General features: G+C 42.5%; 13 protein-coding genes. 10 read left to right on the top strand and 3 right to left on the bottom strand.

The window, feature by feature from the left end:
* The first annotated feature begins 1 nt into the window (after position 1).
* Both AABJ44_RS12430 and AABJ44_RS12425 read left to right on the top strand, forming a co-directional pair.
* Positions 2–1,645 (top strand): class I adenylate-forming enzyme family protein, encoded by a 1,644-nt coding sequence (locus AABJ44_RS12430; RefSeq protein WP_338369368.1) that lies wholly within the window; start codon positions 2–4, stop codon positions 1,643–1,645.
* 174 nt (positions 1,646–1,819) lie between these two features.
* Positions 1,820–3,202: a TrpB-like pyridoxal phosphate-dependent enzyme gene (locus AABJ44_RS12425; protein ID WP_338369367.1), complete on the top strand. Its 1,383-nt coding sequence runs from the start codon at positions 1,820–1,822 to the stop codon at positions 3,200–3,202.
* Here the strand turns inward: AABJ44_RS12425 and AABJ44_RS12420 are convergent.
* A complete protein-coding gene (locus AABJ44_RS12420) occupies positions 3,199–3,642 on the bottom strand; it encodes a type II toxin-antitoxin system VapC family toxin (RefSeq protein WP_338369366.1) in 444 nt (147 codons plus the stop codon). The two genes, AABJ44_RS12425 and AABJ44_RS12420, sit on opposite strands and share 4 nt — an antisense overlap.
* Positions 3,639–3,947, bottom strand: a complete 309-nt coding sequence (locus AABJ44_RS12415) for a type II toxin-antitoxin system Phd/YefM family antitoxin (protein ID WP_338369365.1) — start codon at positions 3,945–3,947, stop codon at positions 3,639–3,641. Before AABJ44_RS12415 ends, AABJ44_RS12420 begins: the two co-directional genes overlap by 4 nt.
* A 153-nt stretch (positions 3,948–4,100) precedes the next feature.
* Here AABJ44_RS12415 and iorA point away from each other — a divergent pair, with 153 nt between their 5' ends.
* From iorA to AABJ44_RS12385, 6 genes are all read left to right on the top strand, one after another.
* On the top strand, positions 4,101–5,828 hold the full coding sequence (iorA, locus tag AABJ44_RS12410; protein ID WP_338369363.1) for an indolepyruvate ferredoxin oxidoreductase subunit alpha: 1,728 nt from the start codon (positions 4,101–4,103) through the stop codon (positions 5,826–5,828).
* Positions 5,828–7,114, top strand: coding sequence for a hypothetical protein (locus AABJ44_RS12405; protein ID WP_338369362.1), 1,287 nt, complete (start codon positions 5,828–5,830; stop codon positions 7,112–7,114). Before iorA ends, AABJ44_RS12405 begins: the two co-directional genes overlap by 1 nt.
* A gap of 114 nt (positions 7,115–7,228) precedes the next feature.
* Positions 7,229–7,798, top strand: coding sequence for an indolepyruvate oxidoreductase subunit beta (locus tag AABJ44_RS12400; protein WP_338369360.1), 570 nt, complete (start codon positions 7,229–7,231; stop codon positions 7,796–7,798).
* 74 nt (positions 7,799–7,872) lie between these two features.
* Positions 7,873–9,123: a SpoIIE family protein phosphatase gene (locus tag AABJ44_RS12395; RefSeq protein WP_074642043.1), complete on the top strand. Its 1,251-nt coding sequence runs from the start codon at positions 7,873–7,875 to the stop codon at positions 9,121–9,123.
* 367 nt (positions 9,124–9,490) lie between these two features.
* Complete coding sequence (locus AABJ44_RS12390; RefSeq protein ID WP_074642045.1) at positions 9,491–10,801, top strand: phenylacetate--CoA ligase family protein; 1,311 nt, start codon at positions 9,491–9,493, stop codon at positions 10,799–10,801.
* 96 nt (positions 10,802–10,897) lie between these two features.
* Positions 10,898–11,329 carry an amino acid-binding protein gene (locus AABJ44_RS12385; RefSeq protein WP_338369358.1) on the top strand — a complete coding sequence of 144 codons (432 nt, stop codon included), beginning with the start codon at positions 10,898–10,900 and terminating at the stop codon, positions 11,327–11,329.
* Here AABJ44_RS12385 and AABJ44_RS12380 read toward each other — a convergent pair.
* Positions 11,326–12,441 (bottom strand): DUF362 domain-containing protein, encoded by a 1,116-nt coding sequence (locus AABJ44_RS12380; RefSeq protein WP_338369357.1) that lies wholly within the window; start codon positions 12,439–12,441, stop codon positions 11,326–11,328. The two genes, AABJ44_RS12385 and AABJ44_RS12380, sit on opposite strands and share 4 nt — an antisense overlap.
* Positions 12,442–12,609: 168 nt before the next feature.
* On the opposite strand from AABJ44_RS12380, the gene fabF reads away from it, so the two are divergent.
* Positions 12,610–13,866 carry a beta-ketoacyl-ACP synthase II gene (fabF, locus tag AABJ44_RS12375; protein WP_338369355.1) on the top strand — a complete coding sequence of 419 codons (1,257 nt, stop codon included), beginning with the start codon at positions 12,610–12,612 and terminating at the stop codon, positions 13,864–13,866.
* A gap of 9 nt (positions 13,867–13,875) precedes the next feature.
* Positions 13,876–15,129: an enoyl-ACP reductase FabV gene (fabV, locus tag AABJ44_RS12370; protein WP_338369354.1), complete on the top strand. Its 1,254-nt coding sequence runs from the start codon at positions 13,876–13,878 to the stop codon at positions 15,127–15,129.
* Positions 15,130–15,131 lie beyond the last annotated feature (2 nt).

Here is a 15,131-nt window from a genome sequence, read left to right as displayed (position 1 = left end):
TATGCCAATCACCAAATATCTTGAAAGCAACGCAGAAAAGTATGCAAATGACTGCGCGCTTGTAGAATTAAACCCGGAAGTAAAAGACACCCGCCGCATGACCTGGAAGGAATTTGACCTTACCCAGCCGGAGCCTAATCTTCCTTACCGCCGCGAAATCAGCTGGCGCATTTTTAACGAAAAGGCTAACCGCTGTGCTCACTATTTGCTTGAGCGCGGTGTTCGTAAAGGCGACAAAGTAGGTATTCTTCTTATGAACTGCCTTGAGTGGCTTCCTATTTATTTTGGTATTTTGAAGACAGGTGCCCTCGCTGTTCCTCTCAACTTCCGCTATGCATCTGATGAAATTGACTACTGTCTGAATCTTGCTGATATTTCTGTACTTTTCTTTGGCCCTGAATTTATTGGCCGTCTTGAAACAATTTCAGAAAAAATCATGAACCGCCGCCTTCTCATTTATGTTGGCGAAGGTCTTACTCCAACTTTCTCAGAAAACTATATTTCTTCTGTAATGAACTATTCTTCTGAAAATCTGGACATTGAACTTACAGATGATGATGAAGCTGCAATTTACTTCAGCTCGGGAACAACTGGTTTCCCTAAGGCTATCCTTCATAAGCACCGTGCCCTTATGCACTCTGCTGCAGTTGAACAGCAGCACCACGGTCAGAAAAAGGATGATGTATTCCTTTGTATTCCGCCGCTCTACCACACAGGTGCCAAGATGCACTGGTTTGGGTCTTTGATTTCCGGAAGTAAAGCTGTGCTTCTTCGCGGTACAAAGCCGGAAACAGTTCTTAAAGCTGTATCTGATGAACTTTGTACTATTGTATGGCTTCTTGTTCCTTGGGCTCAGGATATTCTCGACAGCCTTGACCGAGGTGACCTTAAGATTTCTGACTTCCATCTTGATCAGTGGCGCCTTATGCACATTGGTGCTCAGCCTGTTCCAAAGAAGCTTATTGAAGACTGGAAAAAATATTTCCCACATCACGACTACGATACAAACTACGGACTTTCAGAAAGTATTGGACCTGGTTGTGTTCACCTTGGTGTTGGCAACGACAACAAAATTGGTGCAATCGGAATTCCTGGTTATGGCTGGAAGGTTAAGATTGTTGATGAAAACCGCAAGGAAGTTAAGCATGGTGATGTAGGTGAGCTTGCTGTATTCGGACCTGGCGTTATGGTTTGCTACTACAAGAATCCAGAGGCTACTGCTGAGGTTATGGATGACGAAGGCTGGCTTTACACTGGTGACATGGCAATGATGGATCCTGACGGATTTATCTACCTCGTAGACCGCAAGAAGGACGTTATCATTACTGGTGGTGAAAACCTTTATCCTGTTCAGATTGAAGACTTCCTCCACAAGATGGAAGCAATTAAGGACGTTGCTGTTATTGGTCTTGCTGATAAGCGTCTTGGAGAAATTGCGGCAGCAATCATCGAAGTAAAGCAGGGCTACACCTGTACTGAAGAAGATGTAAACAATTTCTGTATGGAGCTTCCAAAGTACAAGAGACCTCGCAAGATTATTTTTGCGCCGGTTCCTCGTAATCCTACAGGAAAAATCGAAAAGCCTAAGCTGCGTGAAATGTACCGCACAGAAGACCCATTCAAGGTTATGCAGGCTGATTCCTAGTAAGAAAACTTATAAAAACAGGGCGGCTTTGTGCCGCCTTTTGTATTTTAAACTGGTGATATTCAAAAAATATTGACAGAAATAACTTCCTGTTATATATTACAAACTGTTATTTGTTTCTCTAAAAAGAAACACACGATTTTCTCAAAAAAAAGTGCCAACGGAGGTTATATTATGGCAAAGGAAATTCCTTATAAAATTTATCTTGAAGAATCGGAGATGCCTAAGGCCTGGTATAACGTCCGCGCAGATATGAAAAAGAAACCGGCTCCACTCTTGAATCCTCAGACTCACAAGCCTTGTACTGCAGAAGAACTGGAAAAGGTTTTCTGTAAGGAGCTGGTGGCCCAGGAACTCAACGAAACTGACGCTTATATCGAAATCCCGGAAGAAATCAGAAACTTCTATAAAATGTACCGCCCGGCACCTCTTGTCCGCGCTTACTGTCTGGAAAAGAAGCTTGGAACTCCGGCTCACATTTACTACAAGTTTGAAGGCAATAATACTTCGGGCAGCCATAAACTGAACTCTGCCATTGCCCAGGCTTACTACGCAAAAAAACAGGGCCTCAAGGGTGTGACAACCGAGACCGGTGCCGGCCAGTGGGGAACTGCCCTTTCTATGGCAAGCTCTTACTTTGGTCTGGACTGCGTTGTTTATATGGTAAAGTGCTCTTATGAGCAGAAGCCTTTCCGCCGTGAGGTAATCCGCACTTATGGTGCAAATGTAACTCCTTCTCCTTCCATGAATACAGAGGTTGGTCGCCGCATAAATGCCGAGTTCCCGGGAACTAACGGCTCACTAGGCTGTGCAATTTCCGAGGCTGTTGAACACGCAATGACCCACGAAGGTTACCGCTATGTGCTTGGTTCTGTTTTGAACCAGGTTCTCCTGCACCAAAGTGTGATTGGTCTTGAAACTAAGGCCGCCCTGGACAAGTACGGCGTAAAAGCTGATATCATCATTGGCTGTGCGGGCGGTGGAAGTAACCTCGGTGGTTTGATTTCTCCATTTGCCGGTGAAATGCTCCGCGGTGAGGCTGATTATAAGATTATCGCGGTTGAACCTGCAAGTTGTCCTAGCCTGACCCGGGGTGTTTACGCTTATGACTATTGCGATACCGGTAAGGTTTGCCCGCTTCAGAAAATGTACACTCTTGGAAGCGGTTTTATGCCTTCTGCAAGCCATGCCGGAGGACTGCGCTACCACGGAATGAGCAGCATTGTAAGTGAGCTTTACGACCAGGGCTTGCTTGAGGCACGCTCTGTAGAACAGACTTCTGTTTTCCAGGCCGCAGAAGATTTTGCCCGCATTGAAGGTATTTTGCCGGCTCCGGAAAGCAGCCACGCAATCCGTGTTGCAATTGATGAGGCAATGAAGTGTAAGGAGACTGGCGAGGCAAAGAACATTGTCTTTGGTCTTACAGGAACCGGCTATTTTGATATGTATGCTTACAAGGCCTTCAACGACGGAGAAATGGGAGATTACATTCCAAGCGACGCAGAAATCAAAAAAGCCACAGATATGATTCCTCGTTTCCCTGGAAATGAGTTTTAAGCTTCAAACCAGTTTTCAATCAGCAGGTCGCTGACCTGCTGAATGGCGGTGAAGTGCTTAGTATTTCGGGTGACTAAAACCATGTGGTTTGCAAGTGCGATGGCGGCAATCATGCTGTCTTCTTTTTGAGTTGGGGCGCCTGTTTTTTCGAGTTTTGCCCTCAAGTCAGCCTGAATTGCAGCGGCCTTTTCCGTAAAATTCTTAATCTTGAAATTTTCATGAACATCATCATTGATAAAGTTATCAAGATATTTTTTGTTCATTCCTTCCGGCATTCGATATAATCCATATAGAATTTCCTGCCATACTGGCGTACAGATTGCACAATCAGAATTATGTTCTGCAATTTTGGAAATAACATTAAAGTCTGGTTCCGGTTTAATAATTTCGGAAATTATATTTGAGTCTAACAGGTAATGAGGTTCTTCTTCATAAATCATTCGGCGTCAAATACTCCATCAAAAACATGGCTTTCATAAGAGTCAGGAGTATGATCCCTAACATCAAAAATCTTATCGATATCTTCATTTGTTAATGTGCCGGCGGTTTTTCTGCGGAATTCTTCTGCAGCTTCAAGAATTGTTTTTTTGGGCTGCTTTGAAAGCAGTTTGTTGTAATCATCAATAGAAAGGATAACACCTGCAATTTTATTTCTGCGGGTGACAAAAACCGGGCCCGATTCTTCTGCCTGATGCATAAATAGCGGCAATTTGTTTTTTGCTTCGTACATAGGAACTGTATTCATGATAGCCTCCTTTGCAAGGTTATTATAAATTCAGATAGCTATAAAATCAAGTTTAAATAGCTATATAGACAGGGTAGTCGACTATTTACCATTCTTTAAAATCGCTGTAAAATTACATTCTCACTTAAAAAAAATATTTTATAAGGGAATACAATGAAACAACTGATGTTAGGAAATGCCGCAGCTGCGCGTGGTTTGTTTGAAGCGGGCTGTGAAGTTATTTCAAGTTATCCGGGAACTCCAAGTACGGAGATTACTGAAGAAGCAGCAAGATTTAAGGAAATCTATTGTGAATGGGCACCGAATGAAAAGGTTGCTCTTGAGTCGGCTTTTGGTGCGTGTCTGGCTGGACGCCGCGCATTCTGTGGTATGAAGCACGTTGGTTTGAACGTTGCTGCCGATCCTCTTTACACAATGAGCTATACTGGCGTTAATGCCGGTCTTGTTATTGGTGTTGCAGATGACCCTGGAATGCATTCTTCTCAGAATGAGCAGGACAGCCGCCATCACGCTATTGCATCTAAGGTTCCTATGATTGAGCCAAGTGATGCCGATGAGGCACGCCGCTTTGCCGCTATGGCTTTTGAAATCAGTGAAAAATTTGATACTCCTGTTTTGTACAAGATGTGTACACGCGTTGCTCACAGCCAGAGTATTACTGAGCCAGCTGAACGTGTTGTTCCTGAGCACAAGACTTATGAAAAGAATATCAGCAAGTACGTTATGGCTCCTGCAAATGCTATCCGCCGCCATCCTTTTGTTGAGCAGAGAATGGCTGATCTTGCCAAGTGGAGTGAGACTTCTGGTATTAATAAGATAGAAGATGTTGGTGCTAAAACTGGTATCATCACTTCATCAACTTCATATCAGTATGTAAAGGAAGTTCTTGGTGACAGCGTAAATATTTTGAAGCTTGGAATGGTAAATCCTCTTCCTGGAGATATGATCCGCAAGTTCGCAGAAGGTCTTGAAAAGCTGATTGTTGTTGAAGAACTTGATCCTGTTATTGAAACATTTGTTCGTGGTCTTGGACTTTCAGTTGAGATTCATGGAAAAGATATGTTCCCGATCTGCGGCGAATTCAGCCAGAATCTTGTTGCTGCTGCATTTGGAAAAGAAGTTCCACAGGGAACAAAACTTGATACTGCAATTCCTGTTCGCCCGCCTATTATGTGTGCAGGTTGTCCACACCGCGGTATGTTCTACGCTTTGAACAAGCTTAAGGTAACTGTATTTGGTGATATCGGATGTTATACTTTGGGTTCAGTTGCACCGCTCAGCGCAATGGATGTTACTCTTTGTATGGGTGCAAGCTTCAGTGGACTTCACGGCTGGAACAAGGCTGGTGGAGCAGAGAATGAAAAGAAATCTGTTGCTGTAATTGGTGACTCAACATTCATGCACTCTGGTATGACAGGTCTTGCAACAATTGCTTATAATCAGTCTAAATCTACAGTAATTGTTCTTGATAACTCAATTACAGGTATGACAGGACATCAGCAGAATCCTACAACTGGAAAGAACCTTTATGGTGACCCTGCCGGCCGCGTAGATCTCGAAGCGTTGGCTAAGGCAATGGGAATTAACCGTGTTCGCGTAGTAGACCCATATAACATTGCTGAGTGTGAAGCTGCTGTTAAGGAAGAACTCGAAGTTGAAGAGCCAAGCCTTATTATCAGCCGCCGTCCATGTGCACTGCTCAAAGAAGTTAAGCACAATCCACCGCTCAAGGTTGATGAAGCAAAATGTAAGAGCTGCAAGATGTGTATGAAGATTGGATGTCCTGCCATCGCAATGAAGGGCGGCAAGGCAAAGATTGATACAACATTATGTGTTGGCTGTGGTGTTTGTTCACAGATGTGTAAGTTTGGAGCGTTGTAATGAAAAAGATTATTTTGATTTTGATCGCTGTACTTTGTATGGCGTTTATTGGTTGTAATAATACTATTGGCAGTGGTAATCCAGAAACTGTAACACCTAACGAGATTTTGAAAAATCTTCCTGTTACAGCAGCTGATTTTGCTGAGATGCTCGGAACAGACAACAGAAGCCTTACACGGGCAGCTGAACCTGTACTTGTAAATTTAGCAGAACAGGATAGCATTTCTGTTAGTGAGTCTAAAATATCTACAAACTCAGATCTTCTGTTGTTTATATTGAAATACTGTATTTCGCAAACAGAAGACTTTGAATTTGGAAAGAACATAAGAATTGGTGTTATTGGAGATACCCTTAAGAGTGCAAGAGATGACTTCCTGACAATGTATTCATCTGATGATGTAGACATTTTTCTGGAAATGTATGCAACACGAGATTTTGGTACTGTTCGAGTTGTTTTGGAAGATTCTAAAGCTGTTATCTTCTGGCATCTTGCAAGCTGGTCGGATAGAGGCAGAAACTTCCCTGAAGCTTATCTTTATATAACCGGTACTTATAAAAATGGAAAATATGAGAATCTTGCAGTTTATGGAGAAGGTGTTTGCTATCGATATAATACAGCGGATTGGACTATTGAAAAGGCTGTTCCTGTATTCGAAAAGACTTATGTTAGTGACAATAAAGTAATTGTAGCTGGGCAGTCTTTGGATGATTTGGATACAATTGGAAATAATAATCTTTATAGAATAGACTACGCATCTGATTCTTATTCCGGATATTCTACTTCTCTAGATCATAATGTAACAGTTGTTTATAAAGATGCTTCTTATATTACAGATGGAAGACTTGAAGACAATGATTACGAGTGTTATGTTATAAATCCAGATGGAACTCTTGTTCTTGAACTGAGAAAAAGAGATAACGAATATACAAGCTATATTCCCTTAAAATATCTTTCCCTCCCTGATGGTGCAGTTCTTTATAAGGAAGGTTCTAGTTATAAACTTGAATATGGCGATTATTCGGGGGATGTTTCAATTATCAATTACAATTATAATGCGAATAGAAATCCTGCATATAGCAATACTAGTACATCAAACACAGAGTATGTAAAAGAACCATTCACTTTTACAAAGGAAGAAGCTTGTAAAGCTTATGTGTCAAAGTTTATAGAAATGAGAGAGAAAGGTCTTGCAGCAGGATCGTATGCGACTGAATTTCTTCCAAAAACAGAACGTGAAGAATATCAGAAGTCGCTTGCTGAATGGAAAAAAACTTTAAGTGAATAAAATGAACTCTGCTGTTTACTGGGGGCGTTGCGGGGTGTCCCCGCAGAGAGGGTAGCCCGCAACGTAGTGCGGGCGCAGGGGGAGACTTCCCCCTCCTTAATGATGGAGATTATTATGGTAAAAAATATAATGATAGTTGGCGTGGGCGGCCAGGGTGCTTTGCTTGCGTCTAAAACTTTGGGACAGGTTCTGCTTGATGCAGGCTTCGATGTAAAGGTTAGCGAGGTTCATGGTATGAGCCAGCGCGGCGGTTCGGTTGTAACTTATGTACGCTATGGCGACAAGGTTTATTCACCAATCGTTGATAAGGGCGAGGCAGATTTTATTGTTTCTTTTGAATTGCTTGAGGCTGCGCGCTACACTGAATATCTTCGCAAGGGCGGACAGATTGTTGTGAATACTCAGAAGATTGACCCGATGCCAGTTATTACCGGCGCGGCAGAATATCCTGAAGACCTGGTTGGAAAAATGACAGCAGCAGGTCTTAAGGTTGATGCTCTGGATTGTCTTACTCTCGCTGAGCAGGCAGGAACTGCAAAGTCTGTAAACATTGTTCTGATGGGACTTCTTTCTAAATATATGGACTTCCCGGAGGACGCATGGCTTGCTGCAATTGAAAAGCTGGTTAAGCCTCAGTTCCTTGAAATGAACAAAAAGGCATTTAAGCTTGGACGCGGTGAGTAACGCAGCCTAAAAAAATATTGCAGAATAAAAGAACTGTGCTATAATTAATGAAAACGTTGTAGGGGAAAACTCTGATGGAAGAAGAAGTTATAGACAGTTCTTTTTTTTCTGAGGATTTAGAAGAAAAAAGTTCAGTAGACGTTAAAAAAACAGGTTTTGAAAATAGTTTTAATGAGAGACAGGTCGGTTCAATTGCAATGGCGATTGAGCCTGTAAGCAGCAGAGCAAGCCTTGATACTGTGCTCGAAATGTTTGAGCAGCAGCCGGATCTAACGGCGGTTCCAATTGAAAAAGATGATGCTGTAATAGGTGTTGTTGAACGAGATGCTCTTGAACGCAGCTCTGGTTCTGGTTTTAAACTATTTGGTTCAAAGACTTGTGGTGATTATGTAAAGGAATGTCCGTTTACCTTAAATTGTAGTGACTTTATTGAAAAGGTTGCGGCTAAGGTAAATGAAACTGCAATCAGTGTTGAAATCAAACATATTATTGTTCTCATAAATAACAGAAGCTTTTATGGCATTGTATCTATTGCCAAAATGAATGCAAAGCTTGAAGAACTTCGTGCTCAGGATCTTGAAAAGGCTGCCGCCATTCAGCAGAACATGCTTAAAAAGAATTCTGATACAAAGAAGTTTCCTTTTGATGTATGTATATGGAACAAAATGGCAAATGCTGTTGGTGGCGATTATTATATTGCTCAGGAGCTTTGTGAAGGCCGATATCTGATTGGAAGTTTTGATGTTTCTGGAAAGAATGTTTCTGCAGCTCTTTTGACAGTTACTCTCGGTTCGATTTTTTCTATGCTTGCAATGCAGGATTGTTCAAAGCTGAATGCGAGTCAGCTTGTTGTAATGCTGGATAACTTCTTAAAAGAAATTGTTCCGGTTGGTAATTTTATTACTGGCGCAATTTGTTGTGTAGATTATAAAGCAAAATCAGTAAACGTATTTAACTGTGGACATACAAATGTTTTTGCATATTTGAAAGATGAAGCAGGAAAAGGCCGTGTTGCTACTCTTGTTCCAACACTTCCTCCGTTTGGAATGGGCGCAGTTGCTGATGCAATTACAGGAGATAAGAAAGGTCCTTATAAGATGCCACTGAAAAACGGTCTTCAGATAGATTTGTATTCAGATGGTTTTACTGATATGCAGAGCGATGATGGTGAGCGTTATGATGAGGCTCGTACAAAGGCATTCTTTGGAGAACTGTTCAATACTGATGTTTATTCTGCAGAAAAGGCTATCGAAAAAGCTGTAACAGACTGGATTCAGCATTCACTGCTGCCAGATGATATTACAGTTATGAATATCAGATTCTAATAATTTTTTGTTTTAATCTTTACAAGCGGCTCTAAGCGTGGTAATATTCAGTATATGTTAAGAATTACAGGCCTACTTAAGAGCCGCTTCTTTTCCTTTTATTTCTTTTTCGCCTAAGGGCGAACTTCTCTATTTTTTTTGTGCAATGCGTTCCATTGAACAGTGCACGGTAACTAATCTTTTTACATTAAAAACAAAAATAAAAAACGTCATCCTGAACTCGTTTCAGGGCCTGTAAAAAAGATGCTGAAACATAGGGAGCGGCACTGCGTAGCAGGGCAAAAATAGTCCAGTGGACTATTTTTAGCGAGTCTCCGAGCAGCTATGCTGCGAAGGGTTCAGCATGACGTTGTTTTAGGAGAATTCTATGAATTTAAAATATTATCAGAAAGAATCAGAATGTATGCCACTTGAGGAGCTTCGTAAGCTTCAGGGCGAAAGACTGGCTAAAAATTTCCGCCATGTTTATGAGAATGTTGAATATTACAGAAAGCGCTGCGAGGAAGCAGGTGTAACTCCAGACGATATTAAGGGACTCGATGATCTTGATAAGATTCCGTTCACCTGTAAGGATGATCTCCGTGCAACTTACCCATATGGACTTTTCGCTGTTCCAATGAGCAAGGTTGTTCGTATTCACGCTTCATCTGGAACTACTGGTAAGCAGATTGTTGTAGGTTATACAAAAGAAGATCTCGACATTTGGGATGACTGTACTGCACGTCAGCTCGTAGCAATCGGCTGTGATGAAAATGATATTGCACAGAACGCTTACGGCTACGGACTTTTCACTGGTGGCTTTGGTGTTCATGGTGGTGCAACAAAACTTGGTATTCAGGTTATTCCAATTTCATCTGGTAACACACAGCGCCAGATTACTTTTATGCAGGATTTGAAATCTACAATTCTGTTCTGTACTCCAAGCTATGCTGCATACCTTGGCGAAACCCTTAAGGATATGGGACTCACTCCAGATGATATTCATCTTAAGGCTGGTATTTTTGGTGCTGAGCCTTGGACTGAAGAAATGCGCCGCGACATTGAAAAATCTCTCGGCCTTAAGGCTTATGATATTTACGGTCTTACTGAAGTTATGGGACCTGGCGTTGCTTATGAGTGTCAGGAACAGGCTGGTATGCACGTAAACGAAGACCACTTCATTATCGAAACTATTGATCCAAAAACTGGAAAGAGACTTCCAGATGGCGAGAAGGGTGAGCTTGTATTCACAGCAATCACAAAGCAGGCATTCCCATTGATGCGCTTCCGCACAAAGGATATCGGCGTTTTGAACCGTGCTCCTTGTGCCTGCGGTCGTACTTTCGTTCGTATGAGTAAGCCTATGGGACGTACTGATGATATGCTTATTATCCGTGGTGTAAACGTATTCCCAAGTCAGATTGAGGGTGTTCTCATGCAGAACGGTTACCCTGCAAACTACGAGATTCATGTTGGCCGCGTAAACAACACTGATACATTCGAAATTAAGGTTGAGATGACAGCCGAGAAGTTCAGCGACGTTGTTTCTGAAATCAATAAGCAGGAAAAACAGCTTGAGAGCGCACTCTTGAGTGTTCTTCAGATTAAGGCTAAGGTTACATTAGTGGCACCGAAGTCTATCGCAAGAAGTGAAGGTAAGGCTAAGCGTGTAATTGATACACGTAAGCTTCATGATTAACGGCGGGGCGTTGCGGGGTGTCCCCGCTAGAAGGGGTAGCGAGCAACGCAAGTGCGAGCGAGGGGAAGGCTTTCCCCTACATAAGGAGAATAAACTATGACTATTAACCAGATTTCAATTTTTATCGAAAACAGAAAGAATGCACTGTCGGAGCTTACTAACGTTCTGGCAACTCATAATATTAATATTCGTGCTATCAGCCTTGCAGATACTAACGACTTTGGAATTGCACGTATTATTGTAGAAAACGTAGAGCAGGTTATGGGGGCGCTTGAGCGTTCTCACTATATCGTAAAATCTACTCCGGTAATTGCCGTTGAGATTCCGGATGAGGCTGGAAGTTTGAATAAGATTCTTAAGATTCTTGCTGATAACGGACGCAACGTTGAATATATGTACGGCTTTACTGGACGTAAGTCTGGTTCGGCTTATATGATTATCCGTTGTACTGATGTTCCTGAAACTGAAAAGGTTTGTGATCAGAACGGTATCAGAATGATTGGTCAGGACGAACTGGCAAATATCTAAAAACGCTTAAGTTTTATTGCGTCGTTCGGGCAGATTTCGTGGCAGCAGAAGCAGTGCAGACATTTTTGTTTGTCGTTCAGCTGGGCGGAATCGTCCGGCCCATTCATTTTTATGAGGTGTGCGGGACAAATCTGTTCGCAGCGGCCGCATTTTTTACACTTGCGGGCATTAAAACGCGGTGTTTTTGTGAGAAGTGGAGTTGCAATAAGGTTGAGCCAGCGAGGCATCATTTTCTGCAGTGTTTCGCTTGGTTCTTTTACTATTTTGAAAGTTGTACAGCGGCAGGTGTCTTCTGAGGCTCCTGCTGTTTTTATTTCTTTTTCTGATTTGAGCCAGAGGCTGCGTTTTAGGGCATCTTCGAGATTTGCAATGAGATGAGGATTATAGCCTACGAGTTCCGAACATTTCCAGTCCAGGGCTAAAATATTGTCCGAGGCGGCGAGGAACCCGAGTTTTATCGGGGCTCCACCACCAGGTCCGCCGGGCCCTTCCATTCCCACTATTGCATCCATAATTGCATACTGAGGTTTTGCAGCAATATTGAGGTCTGTAAGAAAAGCTGCAAAATCAGCTTTGTTGGAGAAACGGTAGTGCTGTTCTGCTTTTTCAAGTCCTATCATCAGACCGAAAAGATTTTTCATTGCGCCGGTATAAGCCATAAGCTGATGGCTTTTTAGCTTTGCAACTGAAACTATAATATCGGCTTCAAGAAATTGTTTCGCAAAATTAAAGCTTTTTACTATTTTACCGTCTGGACAGGCTACTACGTCGGGTGTCTTAAAATCAGCCCATTCTCCGCCATTACTGACAACCTGATCGTACATGCCGGTAACCTTTGCAGCCATTGTAGAATTAGCGATAGCAGGGGATTCTCCGGCAATTACGCGGGCAGCGCCGAGATCTTTAAAAGCCCGGGCCACAGCACCAACTACAACCGGATGCGTACACACTGCAAGGTCCGGAGACTTTGGATAAAGAATATTCGGTTTAAGAAGAACTGTTTTGCCATGGACATCTGGAGGCGGAACAAGTTCAAACATCACATGAATACATTCGAGAACCTTATCAAAATCATATTCCGCGCATCTTTGCAGCGCCACCGTTGTGGTCATTTGTTAATTATAGGCTCATATTGTAAATAAAGACAAGATAAATCTCCTTTTGAATTATTGGGTGATTTATCTTGACATTATTGACAAAAATGTCAAAGAAATGTACTGTTTTATTATCTCATCTTATATGCTATACTAATTCATCTTTTTTATTTTTTGAGGTATTAAATGGCACAACGCAGAGTTGTTGTAACAGGATTGGGTTGCGTTTCTTCTGTTGGAAACGATGTAAAAACTGCATGGGAAAATGTAAAGAACGGAAAAAGTGGAATTACAAAAATCACACTTTTTGATGCTTCTAAACATCAGGTGCAGATTGCAGGTGAAGTTAAAGATTTTGATATAAATAATTATGGTGTAGACCGCAAACTGGCTCGCAAAATGAGCCGTATGAGCAAGTTCCTGCTTGGTGCAAGTATTGAAGCTGCTGCAGATGCCGGACTTACTGCTGATAATCTTAAAGATGAAAAAGCTGGTATTGTAACTGGCGTTGGTATTGGTCTTTCTGATGATTTGGAAACTGCTTATAAAAAATATCTGGATCCTGCAAGTGGTGTAGACCGCATTCCACCTTTAACAGCTCCTTTTGTTTTGAATAACGAAGCTTCTGCCGGTGTTGCAATGCACTTTCAGATTTACGGTCCTTCATGGACTTTGTCTACAGCTTGTGCTTCTGGAACTGATGCTCTTGGACTTTCACTTGATATGATTCGCAGCGGCCGTCTCGACGTTTGTTTTGCTGGCGGTGTTGATGCTAATATTACAGGTTTTAATATCGGCTGTTATCAGGCACTTTCTGCTTTGACAAGAAGTTTTAATGATGAGCCGGAAAAGGCAAGCCGTCCATTCGATAAGAACCGCAGCGGTTTTGTAATGGCTGAAGGTTCTGCTGTTTTGATTCTTGAAGAGTATGAGCACGCAAAGGCTCGCGGTGCTAAGATTTATGCTGAAGTTGCTGGTTACGGTGCAAGTTCAGATGCTTACCACATTACTGCTCCTCGTGAGGATGGAAGCGGTGGTGCTCTTGCCATGAAGCGTGCTTTTGAAGATGCCGGCATGAAGCCATCTGATATTCAGTACTACAATGCTCACGGAACTTCTACTTCTGCAAATGATACTGCAGAAACTTTGATGATTAAGAGTGTATTCGGAGAGGATGCAAAGAAACTCCACATCTCTTCTACTAAGAGTGAAATTGGGCACATGGTTGGTTCAGCTGGTTCTATTGAAGCAATTATGTGTATCAAGGCAATGGAAGATAATTTTGTTCCGCCGACAATCAACCTGGACGAGCCGGACTTAGAGCATGGCTGCGACCTGGACTACACACCAAACAAAGGCGTGTCTTGTGAAATCAATGCAACTGCCAGCTGTTCACTCGGCTTTGGCGGTCATAACGGATGTATTATATTAAAGAAGATATAGAGGTAAATTATGATAATCAAACCAATGGTTCGTTCTAACATGTGTCTTAACGCTCATCCTCTTGGATGCGCTAAGGAAGTTGAAAATCAGATTGCTTATGTAAAAGCACAGAAGGCTAAGCGCGGAACAAAGAGCTTGAAAGAGGGCGGAAACGGTCCTAAGTTCGTTCTTGTTTTGGGATGTTCTACAGGTTACGGACTTGCTTCACGCATCTCTGCAGCTTTCGAATACGGTGCAGATACTATCGGTGTTTCTTTTGAAAAGGCCGGAACAGAAACTAAGGGCGGTACACCAGGCTGGTACAACAACCTCGCATTCGACCGCGCTGCTAAGGCAGAAGGCTTGTTTACAGAGACTTTCTCTGCAGATGCTTTCAGTCACGAAACACGCAAAATGATTATTGATGAAGCAAAGAAGGCTGGAAAGAAGTTCGACCTTATCGTTTACAGTTTGGCTTCACCGGTGCGCAGCGACCCGGATAAGATTGACCCTAACAGCGAAACTGGTGCTCACGTACTTTATAAATCAGTTATCAAACCAATTGGTAAAACATACGCAGGTCTTGGAATTGATATTCTTACAGACACTCTTAAAGAGTCTGCTGCTGAACCTGCAAATGACGAAGAAATTGCAAACACTGTAAAAGTAATGGGTGGCGAAGACTGGCAGCTTTGGATTGACCAGCTTGCTGCCGCTGGTGTTCTTGCAGAAGGTTGCCGTACAGTTGCTTATTCGTACATCGGACCAGAGTTGAGCCACGCTATTTACCGCGATGGAACTATCGGACAGGCTAAAAAGCACCTTGAAGCTACTGCCCATGCTTTGAATGAGAAGCTTTCTAAGGAACTCGGTGGTGCTGCTTACGTTTCTGTAAACAAGGGACTCGTAACTCGTTCTTCTGCTGTTATCCCTATCATTTCACTTTACCTTTCTATCCTTTTCAAGGTTATGAAGGAAAAGGGAACTCACGAAGGTTGTATCGAGCAGATGGAACGCCTTTTTGCAGAACGCCTTTACACAGGTGAAAACAATGCTGCTGGCAAGGTTCCGGTTGATGAAGAAAACCGCATCCGCGTAGACGACTGGGAAATGCAGGCAGATGTTCAGGCCGAAGTTGATAAGCTGATGTCTAAGGTAAACAACGACAACATCAAAGAAATCTGTGACCTGGTTGGTTACAAGCATGATTTCTACGCAACAAACGGTTTTGATGTAGAAGGAATCGACTACACAGCTGATGTTGCCAGAATGGATCAGATTTAATG

The sequence above is a fragment of the Treponema bryantii genome, assembly GCF_036492245.1.
GTDB lineage: Bacteria > Spirochaetota > Spirochaetia > Treponematales > Treponemataceae > Treponema_D > Treponema_D bryantii_C.
Note: the sequence above shows the minus strand (reverse complement) of the source record. Positions and strands in the feature narration are given on the sequence as shown.

Bases quoted from the DNA above. Each gene is read 5' to 3' on its own strand.
- AABJ44_RS12430 (WP_338369368.1), top strand. From the start codon at position 2: ATGCCAATCACCAAATATCTTGAAAGCAACGCAGAAAAGTATGCAAAT.
- AABJ44_RS12425 (WP_338369367.1), top strand. From the start codon at position 1,820: ATGGCAAAGGAAATTCCTTATAAAATTTATCTTGAAGAATCGGAGATG.
- AABJ44_RS12420 (WP_338369366.1), bottom strand. From the start codon at position 3,642: ATGATTTATGAAGAAGAACCTCATTACCTGTTAGACTCAAATATAATT.
- AABJ44_RS12415 (WP_338369365.1), bottom strand. From the start codon at position 3,947: ATGAATACAGTTCCTATGTACGAAGCAAAAAACAAATTGCCGCTATTT.
- iorA (WP_338369363.1), top strand. From the start codon at position 4,101: ATGAAACAACTGATGTTAGGAAATGCCGCAGCTGCGCGTGGTTTGTTT.
- AABJ44_RS12405 (WP_338369362.1), top strand. From the start codon at position 5,828: ATGAAAAAGATTATTTTGATTTTGATCGCTGTACTTTGTATGGCGTTT.
- AABJ44_RS12400 (WP_338369360.1), top strand. From the start codon at position 7,229: ATGGTAAAAAATATAATGATAGTTGGCGTGGGCGGCCAGGGTGCTTTG.
- AABJ44_RS12395 (WP_074642043.1), top strand. From the start codon at position 7,873: ATGGAAGAAGAAGTTATAGACAGTTCTTTTTTTTCTGAGGATTTAGAA.
- AABJ44_RS12390 (WP_074642045.1), top strand. From the start codon at position 9,491: ATGAATTTAAAATATTATCAGAAAGAATCAGAATGTATGCCACTTGAG.
- AABJ44_RS12385 (WP_338369358.1), top strand. From the start codon at position 10,898: ATGACTATTAACCAGATTTCAATTTTTATCGAAAACAGAAAGAATGCA.
- AABJ44_RS12380 (WP_338369357.1), bottom strand. From the start codon at position 12,441: ATGACCACAACGGTGGCGCTGCAAAGATGCGCGGAATATGATTTTGAT.
- fabF (WP_338369355.1), top strand. From the start codon at position 12,610: ATGGCACAACGCAGAGTTGTTGTAACAGGATTGGGTTGCGTTTCTTCT.
- fabV (WP_338369354.1), top strand. From the start codon at position 13,876: ATGATAATCAAACCAATGGTTCGTTCTAACATGTGTCTTAACGCTCAT.